Raw genomic sequence first — 24,177 nt, forward strand, 5'->3', positions numbered from 1 at the left:
GATAGTGCCTCTGCTCCGGCAATCCCATGGGCAGTGCCCTGTAGAGCCGAGCCCGTGCTCGGCTGAAGCTTCGGCTGGTACGGCATCGCCCGCGCTGCGCGCGCAAGCCGAGCGTGGGCTCGGCTCTACAGATTCAGCCCATCAACACCTGGCCGCCATCGACGTTGAGCACGTGGCCGGTGATCCAGCGCGCCAGCGGCGAGCACAGGAACAACGCGGCGTCGGCGATCTCGCGCGGCTGCCCGAAGCGGCCGAACGGAATCTTCGCCAGGGTGCCGTGGTACAGGGCGGGATCTTCGACACGACGTCGATCCCAGAGACCATCGGCGAATTCGATCGAGCCCGGTGCAATGGCGTTGACCCGGATCCGATCCGGGGCCAGTGCCAGCGCCTGCGAGGTGGTGTAGTGCGAGAGCGCGGCCTTGGCCGCCGCATACGGTGCACCGCCGGGACGCGGCTGCTGCGCGGCGATCGAAGAAAGATTGAGGATGCAGGCATCGGACGAGGCGCGCAGCCACGGCAACGCAAGGCGCGATGCGCGGACAGCGGCCATCAGGTCGATCTGCAGGCTGGCGGCCCAGCCGTCTTCGTCATCGGCCATGCCATAGCCGGTGGCGTTGTTGACCAGCACATCGATGCCGCCGAGCGTGTCGGCAGCGGCCTGCAGCCAGGCGCTGATCCGGGCAGGATCACCCAGATCGGCGGAGAAGGTGTGCAGTTGCGTGCGCTGTGCCTGCGCATCGGCCTGCAGGGCGTCGAGGCCGGCCTGGCCGCGCGCGCACGCCGAAACCTGCGCACCGGCGCCGGCAAACGCCAGCGCCAGTTCGCGGCCAATGCCCTTGCTGCCACCGGCGATCAACACCCGGCGGCCGGTGAAATCGAGGGTCGGAGCCCCTGTGGGGATCCGACCCTGAGTGGTCGGCACGGCGTGGGTCGGATCCCCGGAGGGGCTCTGACCCATGTGCATGGCCGGACCGTTTGTCATCACAGGTCGAACTTGATGCCCTGGGCCAGCGGCAGCGAATCCGAATAGTTGATGGTGTTGGTCTGGCGGCGCATGTAGACCTTCCATGCATCCGAGCCAGATTCGCGACCACCGCCGGTGTCCTTCTCGCCACCGAAGGCGCCACCGATTTCCGCGCCAGAGGTACCGATGTTGACGTTGGCGATGCCGCAATCCGAACCGGCCGCCGACAGGAAGCGCTCGGCAGTCTTCAGGTTGGTGGTGAAGATCGAGGAGGACAGGCCCTGCGGCACGCCGTTCTGCATGTCGATGGCTTCGTCCAGCGTGCTGTACTTCATCACGTACAGGATCGGCGCGAAGGTCTCGTGCTGCACCACTTCATCGCTGTTCTTCAGGCCGGTGACAATGGCCGGCAGCACGAAGTTGCCGGCGCGGTCGATGCGCGTACCGCCGGTTTCGATGGTGCCGCCGCTGGCCTTGGCCTTTTCGATGGACGCCAGGAACTGCTGCACAGCACCGTCGCTGTTCAGCGGGCCCATCAGGTTGGCCGGGTCGGTCGGATCGCCGATCTTGCCTTCCACCTGCTTGTAGGCCTTGACCAGCGTGGCCAGCACGTCGTCATGGATGGATTCGTGCACGATCAGGCGGCGGGTGGTGGTGCAGCGCTGGCCGGCGGTGCCGACCGCACCGAACACGATGCCGGGGATCGCCAGCTTCAGGTCGGCGGTTTCGTCGAGGATGATCGCGTTGTTGCCGCCCAGTTCCAGCAGGCAACGGCCGAGGCGATGCGCAACCTTCTCGGCGACCGTGCGGCCGACCTGGGTGGAACCGGTGAAGCTGATCAGCGGCACGCGCTTGTCGGCCACCATCTTTTCCGACAGTGCGGTGCCGGCGTCGTTGATCAGGAAGAACAGGTCCGGGAAACCGGCATCGCGCAGCGCTTCATTGCAGATGCGCATCGAGGCGATGGCGGTCAGCGGGGTCTTGTTGGACGGCTTCCACAGGCAGATGTCGCCGCAGATGGTGGCCAGGAACGAGTTCCATGCCCACACCGCGACCGGGAAGTTGAACGCGCTGATGATGCCGACCAGGCCGAGCGGCTGGTACTGCTCGTACATGCGGTGGCCGGGGCGCTCGGAATGCATGGTGTAGCCGTACAGCATGCGGCTCTGGCCCACGGCGAAGTCGGCGATGTCGATCATCTCCTGCACTTCACCATCGCCTTCTGGCTTGCTCTTGCCCATTTCCAGCGCGACGAGCGAACCGAGGGCATCCTTGTGCTTGCGCAGCGCTTCGCCGCACAGGCGCACGGCTTCACCACGACGCGGGGCCGGCGTGGTGCGCCAGACCTTGAAGGCTTCCTGCGCACGCGCGATGACGGTTTCGTACTCGTCTTCGGTGGTGGCGCGGACCTGCGCGATCGGCTCGCCGGTGGTCGGGTTGATCGGGGTGATCAGCTCACCGCCGGTAGCGCTCGACCACTCCCCGTTGCCCAGGTAGGTGCCAGCGTTGATCGCGTCCAGACCAAGGGACTTGAGCAGCTCGGAAGACATGCAGACTCCTGTGTTTCGTTACGTTGTGTTTGGTGCCGTCGCGGGCAGGTGGGGGCGCGACGAACTGAGCCGACGATGGTAGCAGAGGGGCAAGGAGGGGCTTTGATGCGCTGCGGGGTTGACGGTCGCCGTGCAGTGGGTCAGGCGCGAAGCGCCTGTTCAGGCAGGCAGGGCTTCGTCCATCCCGCGGGCAGCTTTGCGGGCGACCGGTTGCGGCGACCATGCGGGCGGGCTGCGATGCCACTGCCAGGCGCTTTCGATGATGGGCGCCAGTTCGGTCCACTTGGGTTGCCAGCCCAGGATCTCGCGGGCGCGGGTGGAAGAGGCAACCAGACTGGCTGGATCGCCCGGACGGCGCTCGGCCATTTCAAATGGAATCTCGCGCCCGGTCACCGCTGCGGCAGCGGTGATCACCTCGCGGACCGAGAATCCGTGACCGTTGCCGAGATTGAAGGCGTGCGCGCCGGGGGTGTGTTCCATGTACTCAAGGGCAAGCGCATGGGCCTGGGCCAGGTCCTGCACATGCACGTAGTCGCGCACGCAGGTCCCATCGGGCGTTGCATAGTCTTCACCGAACACTTTCATGGCTGCGCCAATGCCCAGCGCGGCACGCAGGACATTGGGAATCAGGTGGGTTTCGCAGGCATGCGCCTCGCCGATGCCGTGGTCGGGCAGAGCGCCAGCAGCATTGAAGTAGCGCAGGCAGGTCGAGCGCAGGCCGTAGGCCGTCGCTGCATCCGCGAGGATCCGCTCTGCCATCAGTTTGCTGGCGCCGTAGGGGTTGATGGGCGCCTTGGGATGGTCCTCATCGATTACATCTGCCTGTGGATTGCCGAAGACGGCGGCTGTGGACGAGAACACGATCCGGTCGACGCCATGGCGGCGCATGGCCTCCAGCAGGTTGAGGGTGCCGGTGACGTTGTTGGCGTAGTACGCGTAAGGATCGATAACGGATTCGCCCACCAGCGAGCGCGCGGCGAAGTGCATTACAGCGTCGAAGTGGCGACCCTGAAACGCGCGCTTCAGTGCTTCGGCATCCAACAGGTCTGCCTCAAGCAGTTCACCCCAGCGGACGGCACCACGGTGGCCGGTGGAGAGGTTGTCGAGCACGGTTACGGTGTGGCCGGTTTCGGCGAGGTACTGGGCCATGTGGCTGCCGATGTAGCCGGCGCCGCCGCAGATGAGGATGTTCATGCGATTAACCATGAGCTAGGTGGTTCAGGCTTCTCTGCGGAGTTTTGCCTGGATGAAGGACGAGAGTTCTTCCCTGAATCGGTCGGGTGCGAACTGTTCAGCCCTTGCACGACATGCCTCTGCCGAGATGGGCTCTGAAAGCGACTCAAATCGAGCAACAGCCTCATTGATTGCATCAATGGATTGTTCGTGGAAGAACAATCCAGTTGCTGCGCTGGGGTCGTCACTCTCGATCACAGTCTCAAGCGCACCACCCTTGGCATATGCGATGACTGGAGTTCCGGAAGCCATTGCCTCAAGTGGAACAATGCCGAAGTCTTCCACGCCTGGGAAAACAAGGGCTTTCGCGTTGGCCAGATGTTCTTTCAACGCGGAGAACGGTTGCCGCCCAAGTACGACAACCCTTTCCGTCGCGCGCGCGCGCATGGCAGCGAGTTGTTCGCCCTCGCCAATGATGACCAACCGCTTCCCGCTGCGCAGAAATGCGTCCATCACAAGGTCTGCCTTCTTGTACGCGGTCAACTGACCGAGAAGAAGGTAGTAGTCCTGTTTCTCAGCGCGTGCTTCAAAGTCATCCACTTCCACAGGAGGGTGAATGACTTCTGCCTGCCGGCGATAGCACTTGTCTATCCTGCGCGCGATGAACTTCGAATTCGCGATGAAATGATCGACACGCGAAGCGGAGACAGAGTCGGTGAGGCGCATGTAATGCATCAACGGCCGCATCAGAAGCCGGGTAAGCCATCCAGCATCCGCAAGGTAGAGTGGATACATATCCCAGACATACCGCATTGGGCTATGGCAGTAACAGATGTGTAGTGCATCAGGATGCGTGATGACGTTCTTCGCCGGTCCAGACTCGCTCGAGATGACGAGGTCGTATCCGGTGAGGTCCAGTTGCTCCAAGGCGACGGGCATGAGCGGGAGATATTTCTGATAGCGCTTCTGGGCACCCGGCAGCCTGGACACAAATGTGCGCTGCACGCGATGGCCTGCAAGCTTCGTGCGCTCTATCTCCGGCGTCGCCACATGCGTGAAGACATCGGCGTCTGGATAGAGTTTGAGCAGTTGCTCAATGACCTTCTCGCCACCACGCCAGGTGACGAACCAGTAGTGGATGATCGCTACTTTCATACTTCCAGTACTTTCTTATAAATGGCGGCGGTCTCCATCGCGACGACCTTCGATGAGAATCTGTGCAGCTGCGAGTGAAGTGCCTGCTCCGACAGCGCCTTCTGAAGCGGCTTTTCGTATGCAACACGCAACAATGCAGCTGTGGCTGAGTCGATATCTCCCAGCGTGTAAAGAAGCCCGACGCCATGTGTACGTACAAGCTCGACATGTCCAGTAACATTCGAGAGAACAGAAGGGATGCCAAGGGACATTGCCTCCAGTACAGCCAAGGGAAGGCCCTCCCAGCGCGAAGTCGAGAGATAGACGTCTGCGGCCGCCAAGTGGTCCAAGGGGTTATCAACCTGGCCGAGGAAGCTGATGTTGCTCACTCCCTCTGATGCAGCTCGCTCTGTCAGCGTCGGAGAGTCAGCACCGGTACCTATCCAGATGAAGTGCATGTCTGGCCGGGCCTTGGCTACGGCATAAGCCTCCAGCATGTTCTTCTGATAGTCGAATCGGCTGGCCGTGACAACGATAGGGACGCCTTCCCGGGCGCGCAGGTGTCGGCGCGCGCGGTCACGCATGGCATTGATTTCACTTGGTTCGTGGCTCGTCACGCCATTGGGGATTACGGTCGATGGCCGCTTTCGCCACAACCCGAGCATCTGTGCCTGCGATTTCTCTTCGTCTGATACGTGAACTACGTGATTCACCCAGAGTGAGCTCACATTCTCATAAAGGCTATAGAGCTTTCTGCCGATTCGACCGTACTCTCCGACGTGAATTCCGTGCGCCGTGTGAACGCCCGGAATCCCCGTTACCGCGGAAACGAAGCGGGCATACAATCCCGCGCCCTTTCCATGTGCGTGGACAATGTGAATTCCGTGGCGGCGCGCATACATGGCCAAGCGCCAAGCCTGACGAAAATCAAACTTCCTGTGGGGAATGCGGAACATTCGGCCGCCAGCAATTTCGTTGAATCGGGCCCAATAGGGCTTCTCATCAGGGCAGGCCACGTATGGCACGATCCAGTCCGCGCCATCACGCATAAGCAATTCCAGATGTCGCGGCCCGCCGCCGTGGTCGGCGCGGGCTGTGATCATCAGAACCTTTGTCATGCAGGTGGACTGCTGTGGTTTCATGTGCTGCCACTTCGGGTGCTTATGGAATGAGATTAATGAAGATCTTCTTTCACTTCCTCATCCGTGGGACCTTCTCTCTTTGTAGAGCAAGTCGGTCATAGGTTGCGATAACAATGCCCATTCCAATGAATACAATTATTTTGGAGTGTGCTATGAAGTTGTCGCCCATCCAGAAGAGAATGGAAAATGCAACCCATGGGTAAGTTAAAAGTCCAAGGGCTCGGCCAGAAGTCATGCTTTTCCATGCTCTCTGGGAAATCATGCCGATGATCAGGAAGTAGGCGATGGAGAAGATTCCAATGTCGGAATAGACATATCCGAATGCTGAAGACCAGATGTAACTTCCATCAAGTCCTGATTGCGCTACTGCTCCGAATTCGCTGAGCCAGGCATCCTCCTTGGTGGGCATCCCAAAAAGTGCAGGGAAATCAATCCATCTATTTGCAATTGGAATGTATGTCAGGAACTTGAAGGCGTGTACGCCAGTATCAGAATATGGGAGTTTCATGGCGCCATCGAGTATCGCCGCAAGTCGGTTGTAACTGGCAGCCGTATAGCCTGCTACGTTCCTCCCTAGAATCGCTACTTCATCGCTTCCTCGAAGCCAGGCCATTGCAAGGAAAAGGCCTACGACAATCAAAGAAATTGCAGCAAATGATGTAAAGCTGCCGGATAGTTTGAGTTTCCCAATGCTGTACTTATGGGAAAGATAGACAATAGCCAGTCCAAACACGCATGGGAGCAGGTCGTATCTTGCTACTTTGACAAGCGCGCTGTAGATCGCAATCAAGGTGGCGATCAACAATATGGAACGTAGTGTCCATTGGCGTGTGCCGGTAATGTACTCCCTGTCCATGGTGCGCCACAGGCCCCACCAGCAGGTGGCATAAAGTGCCGGTAGCGCGTTTGTCATGGCGCCTGTTGCGTCAAGGTCCATTTTCGCACTTCGCCCATCGCTGACCCAGCCGGTAAGTAGATTTGGGTTGTTCTCCAGCAGAAGTGCAATGGATATCAGATTAATCATCGACAATCCCACTATGGGGAGCGCAATGAAAGACGCCCGCATGGTTCGACGGTTGTCCAGTGGATCCGTTGGATTAGATGCCCTGGATCCCAGGACTGTCGCACCAAATATGAACGCGACAAGGCATCCGCCAACCAGGATGTGGGACGGAAGATGCATGAACATATAGTTGTTCTCATGCATGATGCCTTGATATGCAGACGGCGGAACCATGGTGCACGCCCAGAAGAATGCATAGGCGATCATGGCGAAGCCAACCGGCGAAATCAGTATGATTCGGGACGTGCGAATTTTCACGATACAGTGACTATTGGGCGATGGTTGTGGGGCATGGATGGACTAGGTGAGTGTGGATGCAGCAACTGGGTTGCCTGATTTCCCGCTTCCGGTAAGCAGCCTCGCTACGGGCTTTTCCACAAGCCAGTAGGCAGTAGAGGAGATCAGCAGAATGGCGACCGAGGCGACAGTAAGTACCAAACCTGCCGGGGCTCCTCCGAGACTGAGGCCGCCTTTCAGTAAGGTTCCAAGAGCCAAGGTGAAGAATCCATGCGTCAGATATATCGAATATGAGGCGTCGCCCAGCCAGCTTGCTCGACGCAACAATGGTGCGGAAGGAGCAAGCAGTGCAAGCGTTACCAGCACCGCACTGGGGAATCCATATATAACCAGCCTGTCAATGCCCGTTCCCTCAACCTCTCCTCGAAGAAAGGCGAACGCGAAGAGACCCGCTCCGATAGCCATTAAAGCCCACCGTATTGGTCGGAGGGATTGCGATGCCGGCTGATGTTTGGAGAGAGCCCATCCTATGCACACACCAAGGAGGAACTCCGCGACCAAGGGTGATGAAACCACGCTGCGTATGCCGGAAGGAATGGCGGGAAGAAGTCCTGCGCAGGCAATCAGCAAGAAGGGGAGTGCGATCCATGCAAGGCCCTTCTTAAGCCAGCCTAAAAGGATGATGGAAGAGAAAACGAGGTAGAAGTACATTTCAAACGACAGCGTCCATCCTTGGTCGAGGACGGGGTGCAACGATCCATCCGCTCTGGTCACTGGTATAAGGAGATATGAGCCCGCTATGACGGAGAGGGAGTATTGATGGGATTTAAGCGCTAGTCCGCCAAGCCACATGAGAAGCAGCACTGAAGTCCATATCCAGTAGGCAGGATAGATGCGAAGCACTCGCTTCCGCAGGAAGTTCCGTGCCGAAGAGAACCCTGACTCCAGCTTGGAAGTGCTTCTGAAGATAATGTAGCCACTTATGACGAAGAATAGGTCGACGCCCGCCGCCCCAAGCCCCGCCAGCAGGGCGAGCGTGGAGCTGAGAGAAGCAGAGTAGTAGCTGTCCAGGGTCAGTCCAACGTGATGAACTACCACTGCAAATGCTGCGACGGCCCTGAGTGCTTGAATGGAGTCAAGCTTTCCATGCCCGGTTTGGACGACGGGCTTCGGAGTGGCGAATTGGTTCATGCGGCACTTCCGAGTTGCGCGTATAGAGCGAGGTACTTGTTCAGCCACGCCTCGGTATCCATGAATGGGCGTGAAGATACCTTGGCTGCGGCTCCCATCGCCATGCGCTCTTCGGGGTTGCTTGCGACTTGATTCAGAAGGCTGAGAAGCTCGCCGTCGTTGTCTGGGTCAAAGAGGAAGCCATTCTGGCCGTGCTGGATCATTTCAGGTATCCCACCCCGGAGCGACCCCAGAACAGGCTTGCCGAAGGCGAGAGCCTCAAATACCACTCCCGGGAAGGTGTCATTCCAGAGAGAGGGTACGACAACGGCATCGACTTCCGGGAAGAAGTCTCGCTGTTTGATTCTGCCCAGGAAGCTTACCCGGCCGTCCTTGGTTTGTTCTTTGAGAGATGCTACATACTTCTGGTCGCCATCGCCTGCGATCCAGAGTTGCGCGTCCTCGTGCTCGAAGCGTGAAAAGGCCTGAAGAAGGATCTCAACGCCTTTGCTTGGATCTAGACGGCCGATGAAGCCGAAGCGAGTGCCCTTGTGTTCAATCCCAAGGGCGCCGACTTCGAGAGATTTTGGATTCCGCGTATTGTTGATGACCGCTTTGATGGGTACTTCCCGGAAGTAGCCGTGCTGAAGATGGCGATCGAGAATGAACTGGCTGACCCCGACCACGGCAGAGGGCGCGCTGCTCGCTTTTCGGTGGGGAAGGCGTAGCAACTTGCAGTCCGTACATTGAGTCTCGCAGTTGTGCTCATTGCGAAACATCGAGCTCCGGGCACAGATTGAGTACTGGTCATGCAAAACCTGTACGACGGGGATGCCCAATGATTTTATGGTCGCCCACGACGAGGCCGACCAGCCAGGCAGGCTGTGTACTGACACGACATCAGGTTTCTCCAGCTCGAGAACCTGTTTCAGGTGGCTCTGCATCAAGTGGCTGTAGCCATCCACCGTATGCCAAGCGAGTTTGGATAGCGAAGATGCGATCTTCTCCTTTGTTGGCCAGTACAAGTTGCGGATCCCTGCGCGCCAAATGCGCACGCCTTCGCGCTCGTGGAGGTCAAGCGTCCGCCCTGGCTGGGTGGAGACGAGAACACACTCGTGGCCTTTCTCCTTCAGGGCGCGGATCAGCGTCCAAACGGTAAGCTCTACGCCGCCGCCGTCTGCCGGGTCGTCATATGTGTTCAGGAACAATATTTTCATGGGTGCATTGGTTTCGGACGATTCAAAGCGGGAAGCTCTTGGAAATTCCCAGTCGAGAGTTCCTGCCGTCGCGGACTGCCCTGAGTAGCAGGCGATACCGCGGGAACCTCTGCGTCTTGATCGCAAAGAACGTCAAAAGTCCGAGGTAAATGCACTGGTTAATGTTGTACTCGATCCATGAGCTCATCCAGATTTTGCTGTCAAAGTAAGCTTGATTGCGCGCTGCGTAGAATGCGCGGAAATCTGACCCGCCCCTCAGCCAGCCTAGGAAGGTGTTGGAGTAGCTCTCCTTCAAATTCCAGGACTCCTCGAGATCTTCAAGTTCTGCGTCTGTAACAAGGCAGATCGCGCCGCCTCGAGCAGTTATGCGCCTTGTGTACTCGGTGTCATCGGCATATAGAACGAAGTCGACGTTCGGGAGGCCAATGGCTTCAAAGAGCTTTCGTGAAGCCATTAGTCCGCCATAGGGTGCATATGGGATATGAACAGCAGAGGGCGCCGCGCCGGGCGGTGTCTTGGGTCCAATGCGACGCTTGATCTTGAAGAAGAGTTGCCGATAGTGGAATCCGAAGAAGCTTGAGCGCAGAGGGTAGGCACGTTCTGGATTCATGCCTTGTGCGATATCTGCCTGATGGCTCGGCCGAAACCCCAGTGCTGCCGACCTCTCAGTCCCGTAGTCTCTGGTGGTGATCTGAAGCTGTGAATGAAGCTTCTTCAGCGCCCCCTTGCGTGGTGCGTTGTCATCGTCCATGAGCCAAATAAACTCAGCGTTGTCAGCGAGTGCTGCCTTGATTCCCACCGAGTATCCATTTGCAGATCCACTGTTACTGCTCAGGCGGACAACGCGAAGTTTATCCCCCCATTCATTCTCGATGATGCTGAGGTCGGACGTCGATGCGTTGCTCACAACGATTGCCTGATTCACTCCCTCGGATTCGAAAGCGCGGCGAAGCAGTTCACGCAGATACCCGACGCGATCCGCATAGGTTACCGTCACCAATGTGGTTGGTCGCGTAGTGGTGTCGATTTCTAGTGGCTCAATCATTGTGACGTAAACGCAGAACGATAGGGGCTGCCAGGGTTATTCCCACCAATCCGAGCGATATGGAAAGAACAAGCCTGAGCAAGGGGGATGGAATAAATGCTGCGGCTGCCATTACGGCAATTCCGATAATCACCGCTGTAAGCATGAATACCGAGGGGCGGCGTAATTCTGGGATGGCTATGCTCGAACATGCGCTGAGGAGGAGATAGTCGAGTGCCATTCTTCCGGACCAAGCTATCGCTGCGCCAATGATGCCGAAATGGTTTAGCAGTTGCCACAGCGCGACTGCATAGACGGGGAGTTCTATAAGATGCAGCTTGGCGGTGATGCTTGGGCGGCCCGACGCCTGCAGAAGTGCGTGCGGAATTCTGGCGATGGAGTTTAGGATCAGGCCGATGCAGAGCCAGTGCAACAGTGGCGTTGATTGCCGGGAGAACTCCTCATTGATCCACAGCGAAAGTCCTTCGGGCGCTAGAGCATATATGCCTAGCGCAATCGGATAGACGGCGGAGAACATCAAAAAGGCCGCACTCGTGTAGAGCGACTTCAGCTTGTTTGGCTCCCGCGCGCTCCAGCGTGCTGCGAATGCCGGGAAAAATACGCCTATGAGCGCGATTGGGATAAAGCTGAGACGATTGACCAGGTCGCCTGGCACTGCATAAAAAGGGAGCAGGTGGAGAGCGACCACGCTGCCGATCACAACCTTATCCAGTTGTGCCATTAGAGGGCTGATCAAGTTGCTCAATGTGATCCAACTGCCAAATCCGAGAAGCTCCCTTAGATTGCTTCGGTTGAAGCGACCCGAGCTGACATCCAGTGCACCTGTGTGCGCGGAGATTCGAAAGTAGAATGCCGTGGTTGCGGCTCTGGCTACAGCAAGTGCAATCGTTGCTGGCACCAGGCTATGCGACCATGTAAGCATCAGCAAGGGAGCGCCGAAGTTAAGCATTCCCATCACGAGGCGAACCCGATTGATTGCGTGAAACTCTGCTCGCGCTTCCAGTAGTCCAATCAGACCGGCCGACAGGATTACGAAAGGGAGGCCGAGAGCAAGAATTCGAAGGCTGAGCACGCTCTCGTCCCGGAGCGTGGTATCCAGCTTGAGTATCTGGACAAGTAGCGGTGCTGCGACAATCAGCAAGGCGCACGCAACGAGGCCGAGGACGCCCATGGTCAATAAGGCTGTCTTTGTGACGTCGTGTATGTCTTCGGTGCTTTTGCTTCCAAGTCTGTCAGAGACGAGCTTCGTAAGTGCGCGTCCGATGCCAAAATCGAAGATGCTGAAGTAGCCAATCAGAGCCCAAATTATCGTCAATAGGCCAAAGCGTTCGTTGCCATAGCCGGCCAATAGGCTCGGTATGGCTAAGAAGGCGAAAGCGAGCGGAATCCCGGCACCAGCCAAGTTCCATGCGATGCTATGGGCAAAGGAGTGATTTTTCTTTCTCATTGAGCCCGCATGCTGTTTGGAGCTGTTGTGCTGCGAAGGCGGGAAGCAAACTTGCTTGAATGCCAGCTTGTTCCTCGATCAGTAGGCGTTTTTGTCTATGAAACCCTTGAAAACCGTCATGACGACAATCTTCAGGTCAAACGAAAGTGACCAGTTTTCAATGTAAAAGAGATCACATTCAATGCGTTTGTGAAGATCGGTAGAACCCCGCCAGCCGTTCACCTGGGCCCAACCGGTGATGCCTGCCTTGACCATGTGCTTCTTCATGTAGGACGGAATCTCGTGCTTGAACTTGTGCACGAATACCGGCCGTTCCGGCCTCGGGCCAACAATCGACATGTCGCCCAGCAGGACGTTGATGAACTGCGGTAGCTCATCAAGGCTGGTCCTGCGCAGGAAGCTTCCTACGCGAGTAGCGCGATTCTCGCCGGCCTTGGCCCAAACCGCCCCAGACGCGCCTTCTGCGTCAACTGGCATCGAGCGGAACTTCAGCATCCAGAACGTCTTGTTGTTCCAGCTCATCCGTTCCTGTCGATAGAAGACTGGACCTGGGGAGCTGAGCTTCACTGCGAAGGCAATCGCCAACATGATCGGGGAGATCATGAGCAGGATGAGGCCGGCAAGGATGCGGTCTTCCAGTGCCTTGATCAGACGGGCGCCGCCTTGAAGCGGGGTCTGCTGAAGATTGATGACGGGAAGGCCGGCAACTTGTTCGACAGAGTGATTCAGCAGGTGCAGTCCGAACATGTCGGGCACGAATTTGATGTCGGCCGTTGAGTGCTGCAGCTGATTCAGGGCAATCGCAATGTTGTCTTCATCGCGCATCGGGAGCGCAATCCAGACCTGATCGATGTGATTGGCCTCTACATAGGCGCCGAGCCCGTCCAGCTCTCCCAGTTTGCTTGCGTGCTGAACACTGCCGCGATCAGACGGTGTCGCAAACCAGCCGCGCACGTCGATGCCTGCCCAGGTGGCCGACCTCAGGGAGCTGACGATGTGCTGCGAGTCGGTGGTGGCACCCACGATGACCGCGCTGCGCAGGTCCGTGCCTCGGGCTCGGATCCAGCCGGCTATGGTGCGAACGCCAATTCGGAGGGCAAATGCGCCAGCCAGGCTCAATCCAAACCAGGCAGCAAGCCAGATCCGTGAAAGCTCATCGGTCACCTGGATGGCAGTGGAGTAGGCGAGAAGGCCGCCGAAGATCACGGCAAGCTTCATCAGGACCTGGCCAAACTCCGCGAGCAAGCTGCGCCCGCGCCAGCTCTCGTACAATGATGACGATCCAAGGACGAGAAGTGCGAAAAGCAGCGTGATGGCGACCAGCCGGACATAGTTCATCGGCATCTGCAGTTCGCCGAATCTCAGTGCATGGGCCGCCAGTGCGGCTGCTACCAGAACGACGGGATCTCCGATCCTCAGGGCGAGACCCAGTGCGGGTCCAAACCTGCTTCCTGAAGCGTTCCAAAGTCCGGCATGGTGCCGGGCGGGCACGTAAGACATGTCGATTTCTTCCTTGTTGAGGATCTGTGCATCCAGCAATCGCCTCGCTGCCCGGGGGCTGGCGGCGCCGATCCGGCGGTCAGTCCAACCAGTTAGCTGTTACAATCGATCACACGATGATAACAGAACCTTCACCCTGTCGTGACACAGGTCCGGTTTTGGGAGTGTCAGGAGCTGGGGTGCGTCGCTCGGTTGAGCTGGGTGGCACGTTGATGCAGGTATACTGGTTGGCTAACTTTCGTATGCGAAGCGTGGGTGGCTGGCGTACGTACTTCATGTCGACCGCCAGAGGATTGGCTCATGTTCAACAAGGTGCTGTTGGTCTGCATCGGAAACATCTGCCGAAGCCCAACCGCAGAGATTCTCATGCGGCACCAGCTTCGGGATCGCGCTGGGGTGCATGTCTCCTCCGCAGGGCTTCAGGCATTGGTCGGTCGGCCGATAGATGAGACCGCAGGAGAGTTGCTTCGGGAGAAGGGGCATGATCCTGGCTCCCATCGAGGGCGTCTGGCGACACCGTCTGTGTTGTCGGCGGCCGACCTGGTGCTGGTGATGGAGCAGTCCCATGTGGCGAGAATTGCCCGTGAGGTTCCCCAGGTGAGCGGCAAGACATTCCTGCTGGGCCATTGGGATGGGAAGGCAGAGATCCCCGACCCCTATCGCCAGCAGCGGATCGCGTTTGAACACGTCTACGGTTTGATCGAGCAGGGCGTCGCCCGCTGGGCAAGCCATATCAAGTAATTGCCGCGCTGGTGCGGTGTTTTCAAGAAACGGATGCTATGACCAAGGAAACCAGTGCGCGGCCCACCCGCGAAGACGACGAGATTGACCTGCGGGATCTGCTGGGCGTACTCATTGATCGCAAATGGTGGATTCTGGGCACGACCTTCCTGTTCGTGCTGGTTGGTGCTGCCTACGCCATCTTGACGCCACCGGTGTATCGGGCCGAGGCCACGGTGCAGGTCGAGTCGAAGATGCCCACCATTCCGGGTCTTTCGGATCTGACCTCTTTGGGGGGCGGTGGCAGCACTGCGTCCACTACGGAAGTTGCGCTGCTGACGTCGCGTACGATTGTCGGTACCGCGGTTGACAAGATGCAGCTCGAGACGGTCGTCGAGCCCGTGCGTTTCCCGTTGGTGGGTGGGCTGATTGCGCGCCGCTTCTCGGGTGAAGCTGAAAACGAGGTGGCGGCTCCCGTTCTGGGGCTTTCCCGCTATGGCTGGGGTGGTGATGAGCTGAAGATTCATCGCCTGGACGTTCCTGCTCGGTTGCTTGACGAACCGATGACTCTTGTCGCAGGTGACAATGCCGGGGAGTACTCGCTTCTCGATGACGAGGGCGAGGTGATCCTTGCCGGTAAGGTCGGCATGCCTTTCGAGGCGCGCGGGATCAAGATTGAAGTGGCGAGCCTGAGCGCCAATCCGGGAATGCGCTTCAAGCTGGCCAAGCAGCGCCGCCTTGACGTCATCGCAGGGTTGCAGGAAGACATCCGTGCATCCGAACAGGGCAAGGACTCCGGCATCCTGCGCGTCAGCTATGAAGACACCGATGCGGATCGAGCCCAGGCGCTGGTGCAGAACATTGCCGAAGCGTACGTTCGGCAGAATGTCGACCGTGGCTCTGCTGAGGCGGCAACGCAGCTCGCCTTTGTGAAGGATCAGCTGCCAACCGTTCGCAAGCAGGTTGAGGATGCGCAGGCGGCCATGGCGGCCTACCAGTCCCGTTCAAATTCCGTCGACATCACGATGCAGACCAAGGGGCTGCTCGAGCAGGAGGTTGCCGTTGAGGCAAGCATCCAGCAGCTGCGCCTGAAGCAGGCGGAGATGGATCGCAGCTTCACGCGTGAGCATCCCGCCTACCGTGCGATGCTCAACCAGATCGGCGAGCTTGAGGCGCGCAAGAGTGGTTTCCGTCGTGAGGTCAGCGCTCTGCCTGATACGCAGCAGGAGCTGCTGCGACATACCCGGGATCTCCAGGTCAGCAACGAGCTTTACACTGCGCTGTTGAACCAGGCGCAGCAGTTGGATGTTGCGCGGGCTGGCACGGTGGGCAACGTCCGGATCGTGGACGATGCGATCGTCGATATCAGCAAGCCGGTGAAGCCTCGCAAGTCGTTGATCGTTCTTGTGTCGTTCCTGCTGGGCGCATTCCTGTCCACGGCTGCCGTGTTCCTTCTGCGCATGCTCAATCCTGGCGTGGAAGATCCGGCACAGATCGAAGAGCTGGGCCTGCCGGTGTATGCAGCCATTCCGCTCAGCAACTCACGCAATCTTCTGAGGGTTCAGAAGGGCAAGGGTGGCAAGAAGCGCGTGGTGGCAGATGGGCGCTCCCACCTTCTGGCTGCCGCCGAACCTGCAGACCTGGCAGTGGAAGCATTGCGCAGCCTCCGCACAAGCCTGCACTTTGCGATGCTCGAGGCCAAGAACAATATTCTGGCCATCTCGGGGCCGCGGCCCGGTGTTGGCAAGACCTTCATTTCGGCGAATCTGGCGGCCGTGGTCGCCCAGGCGGGCCAGAAGGTTCTTGTCATCGACGTTGATATGCGAAAGGGCACCCTGCACAAGGTGCTGGGCGTATCGCATACGGGTGGTCTGTCTGACGTGCTGGCCGGTAAGGTGACTCTGCAGGATGCCATCCATACCGTCGCGGGCCTGGAGGGAATGCATTACATCACCCGGGGTGATATCCCGCCGAACCCGTCCGAGCTGCTGATGCACCCGCGGTTCCTGCAGCTGCTGGAAGACCTGGCCAAGGAATACGACCTGGTGATCGTCGATACGCCGCCGATTCTTGCTGTCACCGACGCTGCCATTGTGGCCAATCATGCGGGCTCTACCTTGATGGTGACCCGATTCGGCGTGAACCAGCCGAAGGAGATCGAGCTCTCGATGAAGCGCTTCGAGCAGAATGGCGTAAAGGTGAAGGGCGCGATCTTCAACGCCGTCGAGAAGCGTGCGACGGGCTACTACAGCTACGGCTATTACGAGTACGCCTCAAACGAGAAGTGATTGCTGCAGGGCGGGGTTGGGTGAAGAGCCTTCTCCCGCAAGACAGAAAGGGCTGGTTGCACGCGCAACCGGCCCTTTCTTTTGGCTGCAGGGTGCTTGGTCAACGCAGGCAAACGAGAAGGGCCGGCTGCGCTGGCAACCGGCCCTTTCTGGGTTCTCTGTCGAACGGGGCGGGTACCCTTCAGTCGTCGATTCTGTCCAGATTGTCGAAGAAGAAGTCCGGATCCCGCTCCGACGTCAGCTGGTACAGCGCATAGTTTCGGCTCAGGCGTGCACCGCCATCTCGATACAGCGGATTCCAGGCGAACGTCGCACGCGCGCGTGTCGAACGAGGCAGCAGGAAGTCGAAGGGGATCGAGATGAAGATGCCCTTGTCGAAACTGCCTTCGCCAAAGTCCTTGGAGGAAACGTCGGTCTTGGTGGCGTATGCCCCCATGTTCACGCCGTTGTCGAAGGCGCGTGCGACCGAAACCGTGGCGCCCCAGTCCTTGGCCAGGTAGCGGCCGGCACTGATCATGCTGGTGATCTTGTGCTCATCGCCCCATTGATAATAGAAGCTGGCGTGGCCGGTGGTGGTGCTGTAGTCACGGAAGCTGAAGCGCTGATCGAAATCGCGTTGCTTCACCCAGTTCAACTCGGCACCCACCGCCCAGCGTTCATTGAGCGGGCGGTAGAGGATCTCGCCGCCCACACCGCCATACATGGCCTCGAACAGGCCGGCATAGGCGGAGCCGTACAGGTCCTTGCCCAGCTGATGATTGCTGGTCAACTGCAGGTTGGTCAGAGTCAGGTCTTCGGTGGTCAGGTAGCGACGGATGTTGGTGCGGACGCGGGGCAGGTTGCTCGGCGCGTCGTAGCGGAAGCGGTCGTAGTTGTTGTATGCGTTGTAGCTGGCGGTTCCGCTAAGCCAGGTGTTGCGCGTGAAGTGGAAATTGGCCGAGTACGTGCCTGCTACCTGGAACAGGAAGAAGCCATCCGGACCGCCCAGCTGCTGCTGGTATCCGATGTTGAAGGCGCCGTCATAGCGCCGAAGTGGCGCCGTATACAGGCTCTCACGGCGCTGCTGTGCAGGAGATGCCTGTTCGATATGGCCCGCCAACTCGTTCAGTGGGGTGCGATTGTCGAGGTAGCTGTTGAAGGTGCTGCGCTCGATGCTGCTTTCGACAACGGGTACACCCAAGCGGGTGTTCTGGATCGTGAACCACGTCGTATCGGAAGGCAGTTCTGCATCAAGAATGCGTGCCGCGCGGCCGATGCCCTGTGCCGGGTAGTAGAACCGGCGCTGTTCTCCACTGACGATGACTTCCGACCCGCGTCGGCTGATGCCCGTGACGCGAAGACCGGCGTTGTCTTCCAGGGTGCGGCTCAACGTGGGCCAGTCAATGTCGTCCATTGACTGTGCCGGCGTCGTCGCTGATGCGCGCGCGACCGGGGGAGGATCCAACAACTTGGGCGTGGACTTCGCCTGCGCCACATTGCCGCGCAGGGTGATGCCGAACATGGCCGTGTCACCACGCTCCCAGCCAAGATGCAGCTGCACGTTGTGATTCAGTGCATAGCTTGCGCCCAGGTTGATCGGGCTCCTCTGCGTTTGATTGTTGTTCTGCGGTTCGTGCTTGTAGTCGTTGCCGTCGTACTCAAGCTTCAGCTGCAGGGGTTCCCAGGGTGTCTGGTAGGCGATGCCGCCGAAGATGCCGACGGGGCCGCGGAACATGCCCTTGCTGTTGAAGTTGCCGGTGCCTTGCGCGCGCGGGCGCTCTTCAAAGCGGTCGCTGATCACCCGAAGCGGGTTCGAGAAATCGCCTCGATTGCCGATGTAGCCGGTGGCGAGGCCGAGGCTTGCATCGATAGGTCCGAACCGCTTGCTTGCAACCAGGTATTCGCTGGAGAACAGGCCGGTGCCGCCGATATCGCGGAAGCCTGCGGAAAGCTCAGGTGCCCATCGGCTTTCCTGCCACAGCCGGACCTTCAGATCGATCGATTTGTCCTTGTAGTTCTGTTGTCCGCTCAGCCATTCCGGGCCGTAGCGTCGGTTTGCCACCGAAACGTACCGGAATGCACCTTCAATCCACGGAAGGGGCTGCATCACCACGTTGTAGCGACTGTAGGGCGAGGTGTGGCTTGCGGTGAAGCTCACATCGCCGTCGTCGGCCATGCGCGCGGTCGGTGTCTGCAGCAGGCCAACGCCGCCCCAATCGCTCGCGGTGGGCGCAGGGGCGGTCTGTGCCTGCAATGCGGCGCTGACGCCCAGGCTGAGAAGGGCAACACTGGCGCGTGCCAGTGGGATGGAGCGATGGCGCATCAGTATGAAACTCCGGGTGCATCCAGCACCTGGGTGGCAAGGAAGCGCACGGCGTCCTCGTTGACATCGGGGGCGATGGCGCGGATCTTCGTCGCGCTCAATGGCACGTAGATCACGGCGCCAGGCGCCAGGTGCATGGGCGCGCTGCGGTTCCACAGCGCCACGCCGAGCTGCTGTACCTTGCCGTCGGGCTGGATGATGTAGAGATCATCCCGGCTTGCGGCGGGCAGGATCGGGCAGGCGCTGCGGTAGCTCCGCGCGTCGAGCGTGAATTGATGCCTGAGCCTGCACGGCTGAACTACCGCGCCAACAACCTGCACGGTATCGGGTCGGCCGGGATAGACAAGGCGGTCGCCCTCAAGCGAGGGCCGGTTTTCCGCGGAACTGGCTTCCAGTCGACGCGGATCAAGCAGCTGCGACTCGCGCCCGGTCACTGGCAGATCGCCGAGTTCGCGCGCCAACTGTGCAGCCGCGTCGGCAAGCTCCGGCGCATCCTCTTGAGAGGCGAGCGTTTCGAGGTCGAAGAGCAGGCCCGCTTTCAGACGGGTCTGGGGCAGCAGTGAGCGTTGCCGAAGCAGCGCCGCGCCCAGCATGTAGGCCTCTGCATCCGGAGCTGCTGCGAGTGCGGCCGCGCTGAGGCGAGCCCCCGCAGGGAGAGTGTGCGCGCCGGGATTGCGGACATGGCCAGCCGTCTCGACGCCGATCGGCGATGAGGCGTGGGCATGGAAGGTCAGGGCCAGTGCCAGCGCAAGGAGAGTCGATCGCACTGTCATCGGTTCTGCAGGTCCTGCGAGTAGGGCTTGAGCTGGACAACTTCCAGGCTGGTGTCGGGCGCGATGGCCTGGATGCTCTTCCAGATGAATCCGTTGGCAGGATCGACCCAGTAATGGTTGTCCCGTTTCCATCCGTTGCCTGAAAGTCGTTCGCGGACATGCAGCAGGTCGCGATCGCTCTCCAGTATCCGGACCTTTTCCCTGCCCAAGGTGGCCAAGGTGCCGGTGACGTTCATTCCGTACCTGTAACCAGGCATGGCGTCGTAGCGCCGCTGCACGGTCGTGCCGTCTGCTATCCGATGCAGGACGTGGAAGGGAGACTCCCCTTCAATGGTCATGTCCTGCAGTTCGGGGGTGCTGCCGTGGGTCCCCACGACGATGCCATTCCTGAGAAAGACGATGCTTCGCTCGGAGCTGTACCAGGCTTGGCGCCCGGAATCGATGTTGCCGAGTACCAGCACCGCGCCGCCCGCTGGGCCGACGACCTTGATCTGTGGGTAGCGATTGGCTGCAACCTGCGCTGCCGTGGGCTCTACGTCAGGCTTGCCCTGCAGTGCGATCTGAACCGACTTGACGCTGGTCTTGCCCACAACGCCGCAACTGGTTGCGGCGACGAGGGCAAGCAGGGCCAGCGCCACATGGCGCTGGCGGATTGCGTGTCGGGTAGCCGCCTGAGCGATCCTGCTCATGGTGCGGGCCACCTTACTTGTCCAGGTCGCTGCGCGCGCTGGCGGCGTTGCTGATGATGGAGGTGAACGGCAGCAGCTGGTTCACGAACCTGCTCCACCGGGTCACGCCAGCGGCACCGACAAACACGACGTCGCCTGGCTGCAGGTCAAACTGGCTGGCAACGGCAAATGCGGTCGGGGACTTGGCCTCCAGGTGGAACACCTGCGACGGGGTGCTCTGCAGGTCGTTCGATCCGCGGATCACGTAGACAGCGTTGCCGTTGGAGGTGGTCTGCAGCAGGCCGCGCGCGCGCCCAAGTGCCTGGCTCAGGGAAATTTCGCCCGTCTTGAAATTCATTGCGCCGGGCTGGTTTACTTCACCGACCACGAAGACTTCCTTGTGGTCGAGGTAGGGCACATAGATGTGGTCCCCGGCCTTGAGGAACACGTTGGTGTCACCGCCGCCATTGCGACCGAGCCGATCGAGGTCGATGGTATAGGTGGTGCCATCCCGCGTCAGGCGGATGCCCGACAGATCGGCCTGCGCCGGGTCCAGGCCCGCCTGGCTGATGGCATCGCCCATCGTCAGCGGGGTTACCGTCAGCGGAACGGTGGCGGCCTGGCGCGAGGCGCCGGTCACCCATACGCGCTGGCTGGCGTAGGTCAGCATGGAAACGTCGACCTGCGGCGCTTCGATGTAGCGAGCCAGTTTGCTGGAGATTTCTTCGCGAAGTTCGCCGGGCGTCTTGCCCGTGGCGGCGATCTTGCCGATATAGGGATAGAACAGCGTGCCGTCGGACTGCACGAGGCGACCGGCAGCGTTGAGCTGTTGCTGGGGGCCTGCCGGCACCGTCAGTTCCGGATGATCCCAGACCGTGATGTAGAGGATGTCGCCGGCGCCAATGCGATATGGGCCCGGTTGATACTGGACCAGGGCGGCGGGGAGGGCCGCGATATCACGGCTGGCACGCTCCATGGCGATCAACTTCGGCGTGATTGGAATCAGATCGATCTGGTCATTGCCGATGGGCTGATCATCGCGAGCGAAGGTGCTCGAGCGAAGGTGCTGGCCTGGAGCCCACATGCAGCCGGTCAGGGTGAGTGCCACCGTCATTGTGGCTACGAAACGCTTGCAGTCCATCGAAATCTGTTCCTGGCCCGAACGGGCATGAAAAAACCCTCGCCGAACGTCGCCCGGCGAGGGCGGGGTACTGCTTCGGCGGACCGATCAGTTCGTGCCGGTGGTGCCGGTGGTGCCGGTCGTACCGGTGGTGCCGGTCGGCGGGTTGGTGGTGCCGGTACCGCCATTGTTGCCCGCGTCATCCTTGCTGCTGTCCGCAGCAACGCTGTACAGCACGCCGGCGGCGGCAATGCCGAGGCCCACGGTCGCTGCAGTGGTCAGGGTGCCGGTGGCGGCAGCGCCAGCAGCTTCAGCACCAGCAACTTCGGCACTGGTTTCAGCGGCGACCGGAGCTTCCTGAGCGAACACCGGCGAGGACAGGCCCAGCAGGGCCAGGGCGGCAATCATCTTCTTCATCTACGGGGTCTCCTACTCCGTGAGGGAAATTTTTCCACCGCTATGTTGGCTGCTATTCATTTGCCCTGTCAAGGAATGTGAAGCGGTTGTGAAGCCTGGTTCGCGGAATTCAGAAGTGTTCGAAGATTTCCACCCTGCCCGAGACGAACTTCGCCAGTGCGATGACCAACTGATGCGTGTGTATGTCCGGCAGGCTGAGGGGCAGGATCACTCCGGCGACCATGGCGGCCAGTACAACAATGGCCCTGGGCCGGCCCGATGGCGGTGTGATGCGCATTGCCCATGCACCGCAGGCCAGCCCTAGCGTCAGCCCGGCAACGATCTCGGACAAACTGTGGGCATGCAATGGAATTCGTGACCAGGCAATCGCCGCTGCAAGAGCGCATCCCGCCGCCAGGCCGATTCGTCGGTGGGCGCGGTTGGGGCCTGCCAGAATCGCACCCACAACAGGATAGACAACGCTGGACATGGCCGCATGTCCTGAAAAACCGGTGAAATGCAGGCTCTTGATGCCCACCCCCCAACCCATGAAAGCCAGCTTGGAAACGAGCGTCACGGTCGCAGTAAGCACGATGGCGATCAGCCACCGGAATTTCAAAGCCCTGTCGGTGGGTGGCAGGGTAAACAGCAGCACCAGCGCCATCGGCAGCAGCCAGCGGCTGTCGCCAAGGGTGGAGAGCGTTCGCCAGACGTCGGACATCCAGTTCACAACGGGTCGCGGCGGGCCAGCATATCTACTCTGAATCCCGTGCAGAACATCCTCCGCTTGGTCCATTCAGCTGGACACGGTATCCTTTGCCGCTGCCGATGGCCCCGTAGCTCAGCTGGATAGAGCGTCCCCCTCCTAAGGGGAAGGTCGCCCGTTCGAATCGGGCCGGGGTCACCACAATCAATAAGTTAGGCAGCCGCAGCGGTGGGCATTTCCCACTGCTTCCCGGATATCCACAGGATTTGGTCCCAGCGGTCCCAACGGTCCCGCTCAGTACTTGAGCTTGGCCACTGCGCCATCGTCGCCCTCAGGCGTCAGATGCGTATAGTACTTCTCGGTCGTGGCGTAATCGGCGTGCCCAGCCAGGATCTGCACCCGTCGCAACGGCACCCCGGCCATGACCATATGGGCGCAGAAGGTGTGCCGTAGCCGATGCAGGCTGCCGCCGATTCCAGCCGTTTGTCATCCGAGGCGGACCAGTCGGACAACGTGTCCTTGTGCGCGACTACAAGCGGAGCGGGTAGGGGAGACCGGGCGCCGCACCGGTGGCGTAGTCGGGCTCACCGCACAACAGGCGCAGTTCGTTGTCAACGTTCGGCAGCAGCTGGCCTGCGGTGATCCGGTTCAGATGGCGCAGCACTTCGGCGGCAATCGCCGCGACAAGCGCCTGGATGGGATCGTCACCCGGGCCAGCCGGTGGCACCGGCAGACACCGAGAAGATCGCTGCGCGCTATGCGGACAGGCTGCTGGCGCTGCGCGGCGAGATGATCGCCCGCACGGAGTCGATCGCCGCTATGAACGCTGGGCACGAGGATGCGTTCCGGCAGCAGATCGAGGCGGAGCGACTGGTGCCCGAAAACGTGACGGGGACTTGGTCAGCCACGGGCGACGACCGGACCCGGCACAGTCATCAGGCAATGAACAATCAGGCGCGCCCCTTCGGTGTGCCGTTCCAGACCCCGAGCGGCGCGCTGCTGCGCTTCCCTGGCGACACGTCGCTGGGCGCGGGGGCGGAGGAAATCATCGGGTGCCGCTGCACGAAGCACTACCGGGTCGACATGGTGGCGGAGGTGAAGCGTGGCCAGTAAGTTCGGCGCTCAGGTACGTGCCTTCACTGAGAAGGCCAAAGTCATTCAGGGCGCCATCTTCCGAGAGTGGGCAACGAAGCTGATGGAGGCGGCCAGCACCCCGGAGGGTCAGGGCGGCAGGATGCCGGTCGACACAGGGTTCCTGCGCAACTCGGTGGCCGCCTCGGTGGAGGGCATGCCGACTGATGGCGCACAGGCGCCGGCGCTGGTGTTCGCCACCGTGGAGCTGGGCGAAACCGTGTGGGCCGCTTGGACCGCGAAGTACGCCACCCTCTGCGGCCAGATTGCGGCCATGTGCTATTCCGCCCAGATCGAAGCCGCTTACCAGAAGCTGGTCCGCATGACCGGCGCCACCGTGTCGCTGCAGGAGTTCGCTGCACTCTACGCCCACGATCCGGGCAAGAAGCGGCCCAAGACCCCGAAGGCGGTAGAGGGCGCCTTCGGGA

The 24,177-nt window shown here is 60.2% G+C and carries 22 protein-coding genes, 1 tRNA gene and 1 pseudogene; 5 read left to right on the forward strand and 19 right to left on the reverse strand.

Annotated features, from left to right (window positions below; genetic code table 11):
• Positions 1-133: 133 nt before the first annotated feature.
• From CR156_RS07450 to CR156_RS07500, 11 genes are all read right to left on the reverse strand, one after another.
• Positions 134-961: an SDR family NAD(P)-dependent oxidoreductase gene (locus CR156_RS07450; RefSeq protein WP_409349542.1), complete on the reverse strand. Its 828-nt coding sequence runs from the start codon at positions 959-961 to the stop codon at positions 134-136.
• A 23-nt stretch (positions 962-984) separates the two neighbouring features.
• Positions 985-2,517, reverse strand: a complete 1,533-nt coding sequence (amaB, locus tag CR156_RS07455) for an L-piperidine-6-carboxylate dehydrogenase (protein ID WP_100552369.1) — start codon at positions 2,515-2,517, stop codon at positions 985-987.
• A gap of 159 nt (positions 2,518-2,676) precedes the next feature.
• Positions 2,677-3,711 (reverse strand): UDP-glucose 4-epimerase GalE, encoded by a 1,035-nt coding sequence (galE, locus tag CR156_RS07460; protein WP_100552370.1) that lies wholly within the window; start codon positions 3,709-3,711, stop codon positions 2,677-2,679.
• Positions 3,712-3,735: 24 nt separating this feature from the next.
• Positions 3,736-4,845: a glycosyltransferase gene (locus CR156_RS23140; protein ID WP_100552371.1), complete on the reverse strand. Its 1,110-nt coding sequence runs from the start codon at positions 4,843-4,845 to the stop codon at positions 3,736-3,738.
• Positions 4,842-5,942 (reverse strand): glycosyltransferase, encoded by a 1,101-nt coding sequence (locus tag CR156_RS07470; protein ID WP_165780976.1) that lies wholly within the window; start codon positions 5,940-5,942, stop codon positions 4,842-4,844. The genes CR156_RS23140 and CR156_RS07470 overlap by 4 nt, the downstream gene beginning before the upstream one ends.
• 73 nt (positions 5,943-6,015) lie before the next feature.
• Entirely contained in the window at positions 6,016-7,236 is a 1,221-nt protein-coding gene (locus CR156_RS07475) for a hypothetical protein (protein ID WP_100552373.1), read from the reverse strand.
• Positions 7,237-7,329: 93 nt separating this feature from the next.
• The gene (locus tag CR156_RS07480) at positions 7,330-8,457 is read right to left on the reverse strand and encodes an acyltransferase family protein (protein ID WP_100552374.1); all 1,128 of its coding nucleotides are present in this window, start codon (positions 8,455-8,457) and stop codon (positions 7,330-7,332) included.
• Positions 8,454-9,653, reverse strand: a complete 1,200-nt coding sequence (locus CR156_RS07485) for a glycosyltransferase family 4 protein (protein WP_100552375.1) — start codon at positions 9,651-9,653, stop codon at positions 8,454-8,456. The genes CR156_RS07480 and CR156_RS07485 overlap by 4 nt, the downstream gene beginning before the upstream one ends.
• A gap of 22 nt (positions 9,654-9,675) precedes the next feature.
• Complete coding sequence (locus tag CR156_RS07490; RefSeq protein ID WP_207764192.1) at positions 9,676-10,650, reverse strand: glycosyltransferase; 975 nt, start codon at positions 10,648-10,650, stop codon at positions 9,676-9,678.
• Between the two features lie 40 nt (positions 10,651-10,690).
• Entirely contained in the window at positions 10,691-12,145 is a 1,455-nt protein-coding gene (locus CR156_RS07495; protein ID WP_100552377.1) for a flippase, read from the reverse strand.
• Between the two features lie 78 nt (positions 12,146-12,223).
• A complete protein-coding gene (locus CR156_RS07500; RefSeq protein WP_100554098.1) occupies positions 12,224-13,645 on the reverse strand; it encodes an undecaprenyl-phosphate glucose phosphotransferase in 1,422 nt (473 codons plus the stop codon).
• Between the two features lie 300 nt (positions 13,646-13,945).
• Between CR156_RS07500 and CR156_RS07505 the strand changes: the two genes are divergently transcribed.
• A complete protein-coding gene (locus CR156_RS07505) occupies positions 13,946-14,386 on the forward strand; it encodes a low molecular weight protein-tyrosine-phosphatase (RefSeq protein ID WP_100552378.1) in 441 nt (146 codons plus the stop codon).
• A 38-nt stretch (positions 14,387-14,424) separates the two neighbouring features.
• Positions 14,425-16,653, forward strand: a complete 2,229-nt coding sequence (locus CR156_RS07510) for a polysaccharide biosynthesis tyrosine autokinase (RefSeq protein ID WP_100552379.1) — start codon at positions 14,425-14,427, stop codon at positions 16,651-16,653.
• 181 nt (positions 16,654-16,834) lie between these two features.
• On the opposite strand, the gene CR156_RS07515 is transcribed toward CR156_RS07510, so the two are convergent.
• The 6 genes from CR156_RS07515 to CR156_RS07540 form a co-directional block, all read right to left on the reverse strand.
• The gene (locus tag CR156_RS07515) at positions 16,835-18,955 is read right to left on the reverse strand and encodes a YjbH domain-containing protein (protein WP_100552380.1); all 2,121 of its coding nucleotides are present in this window, start codon (positions 18,953-18,955) and stop codon (positions 16,835-16,837) included.
• On the reverse strand, positions 18,955-19,728 hold the full coding sequence (locus tag CR156_RS07520; RefSeq protein WP_100552381.1) for a capsule biosynthesis GfcC family protein: 774 nt from the start codon (positions 19,726-19,728) through the stop codon (positions 18,955-18,957). The genes CR156_RS07515 and CR156_RS07520 overlap by 1 nt, the downstream gene beginning before the upstream one ends.
• Positions 19,725-20,417 carry a YjbF family lipoprotein gene (locus CR156_RS07525; protein WP_100554099.1) on the reverse strand — a complete coding sequence of 231 codons (693 nt, stop codon included), beginning with the start codon at positions 20,415-20,417 and terminating at the stop codon, positions 19,725-19,727. The genes CR156_RS07520 and CR156_RS07525 overlap by 4 nt, the downstream gene beginning before the upstream one ends.
• Positions 20,418-20,430: 13 nt before the next feature.
• Complete coding sequence (locus CR156_RS07530) at positions 20,431-21,537, reverse strand: polysaccharide biosynthesis/export family protein (RefSeq protein ID WP_100552382.1); 1,107 nt, start codon at positions 21,535-21,537, stop codon at positions 20,431-20,433.
• Positions 21,538-21,624: 87 nt separating this feature from the next.
• Positions 21,625-21,933: a hypothetical protein gene (locus tag CR156_RS22920; RefSeq protein ID WP_165780977.1), complete on the reverse strand. Its 309-nt coding sequence runs from the start codon at positions 21,931-21,933 to the stop codon at positions 21,625-21,627.
• 109 nt (positions 21,934-22,042) lie between these two features.
• Complete coding sequence (locus CR156_RS07540; RefSeq protein WP_100554100.1) at positions 22,043-22,633, reverse strand: phosphatase PAP2 family protein; 591 nt, start codon at positions 22,631-22,633, stop codon at positions 22,043-22,045.
• A gap of 109 nt (positions 22,634-22,742) precedes the next feature.
• Between CR156_RS07540 and CR156_RS07545 the strand changes: the two genes are divergently transcribed.
• Positions 22,743-22,819: transfer RNA gene (locus tag CR156_RS07545), tRNA-Arg, on the forward strand.
• A gap of 93 nt (positions 22,820-22,912) precedes the next feature.
• On the opposite strand, the gene CR156_RS07550 is transcribed toward CR156_RS07545, so the two are convergent.
• Both CR156_RS07550 and CR156_RS22700 read right to left on the reverse strand, forming a co-directional pair.
• Complete coding sequence (locus CR156_RS07550; RefSeq protein WP_341476971.1) at positions 22,913-23,047, reverse strand: hypothetical protein; 135 nt, start codon at positions 23,045-23,047, stop codon at positions 22,913-22,915.
• Positions 23,048-23,147: 100 nt separating this feature from the next.
• Positions 23,148-23,345, reverse strand: a complete 198-nt coding sequence (locus CR156_RS22700) for a hypothetical protein (RefSeq protein WP_133120065.1) — start codon at positions 23,343-23,345, stop codon at positions 23,148-23,150.
• Here CR156_RS22700 and CR156_RS07555 point away from each other — a divergent pair.
• Both CR156_RS07555 and CR156_RS23445 read left to right on the forward strand, forming a co-directional pair.
• Positions 23,339-23,731: a phage minor head protein gene (locus CR156_RS07555; RefSeq protein WP_100552383.1), complete on the forward strand. Its 393-nt coding sequence runs from the start codon at positions 23,339-23,341 to the stop codon at positions 23,729-23,731. The two genes, CR156_RS22700 and CR156_RS07555, sit on opposite strands and share 7 nt — an antisense overlap.
• A gap of 292 nt (positions 23,732-24,023) precedes the next feature.
• Positions 24,024-24,173: pseudogene (locus CR156_RS23445) on the forward strand (SOS response-associated peptidase family protein); the annotation flags it as partial.
• Positions 24,174-24,177: the final 4 nt, after the last annotated feature.

Origin of the sequence: Stenotrophomonas lactitubi, assembly GCF_002803515.1 — a bacterium.
GTDB classification, from domain to species: Bacteria; Pseudomonadota; Gammaproteobacteria; order Xanthomonadales; family Xanthomonadaceae; genus Stenotrophomonas; species Stenotrophomonas lactitubi.